The organism is Mesorhizobium sp. M7A.F.Ca.US.006.04.2.1 (genome assembly GCF_004022915.1).
In the GTDB taxonomy this organism is placed as follows: Bacteria; Pseudomonadota; Alphaproteobacteria; order Rhizobiales; family Rhizobiaceae; genus Mesorhizobium; species Mesorhizobium ciceri.
The window spans coordinates 1-775 of the sequence record NZ_RZQA01001473.1 but is presented as its reverse complement, the minus strand read 5'-3'; the positions used below and the strand labels follow the sequence as shown (position 1 = coordinate 775).

Below are 775 nucleotides of genomic sequence, written 5' to 3'. Positions count from 1 at the left end.
CTGTTCGGTCACGAGAAGGGCGCCTTCACCGGCGCGCAGAACCGCTCGACCGGGCGCTTCGAGCAAGCTGAAGGCGGCACGCTGTTCCTCGATGAAATCGGCGACATGCCGATGGAAGCGCAGACGCGGCTGCTGCGCGTGCTCCAACAGGGCGAATACACGACGGTTGGCGGACGCACGCCGATCAAGACCGACGTGCGCATCGTCGCCGCCACCAACAAGGATCTGCGCACCCTGATCAACCAGGGGCTTTTTCGCGAGGATCTGTTCTATCGCCTCAACGTGGTGCCGCTCCGGCTGCCCGCGCTGCGTGAGCGCTCCGAGGATGTGCCCGACCTTGTCCGCCACTTCTTCAAGCTCGGCGAAATGGAAGGCCTGCAGACCAAGCGCATTTCTTCCGGCGGCATCGAGTTGATGAAGCGCTATCCCTGGCCGGGCAATGTGCGCGAACTGGAAAACCTGGTTCGCAGGCTCGCCGCGCTCTATTCGCAGGACGAGATTTCCGCCGAGATCATCGAGGCCGAGCTCAAGACCGGCGAACGTCCCGTGGTGCCGGGTGGCGGCAATCTCATTCCCGACGATTTGTCGATCGGCCAGGCGGTCGAGCACTTCCTGCAACGCTATTTCGCCTCGTTTGCCGGCGATTTGCCACCTGCCGGGCTTTATCAACGCATCCTGTCCGAGGTCGAGTTTCCACTCGTCCTGGCCTCGATGACGGCAACCCGCGGCAACCAGATCAAGGCCGCGGAACTGCTTGGTTTGAACCGCAACACGC

The 775-nt window shown here is 62.8% G+C and carries 1 protein-coding gene; it reads left to right on the top strand.

Annotation, left to right across the window (positions count from 1 at the left end; translation table 11 throughout):
• Positions 1 to 775: sigma 54-interacting transcriptional regulator (locus tag EN925_RS38140; RefSeq protein ID WP_164894786.1), on the top strand; the 775-nt coding region annotated here is incomplete at both ends.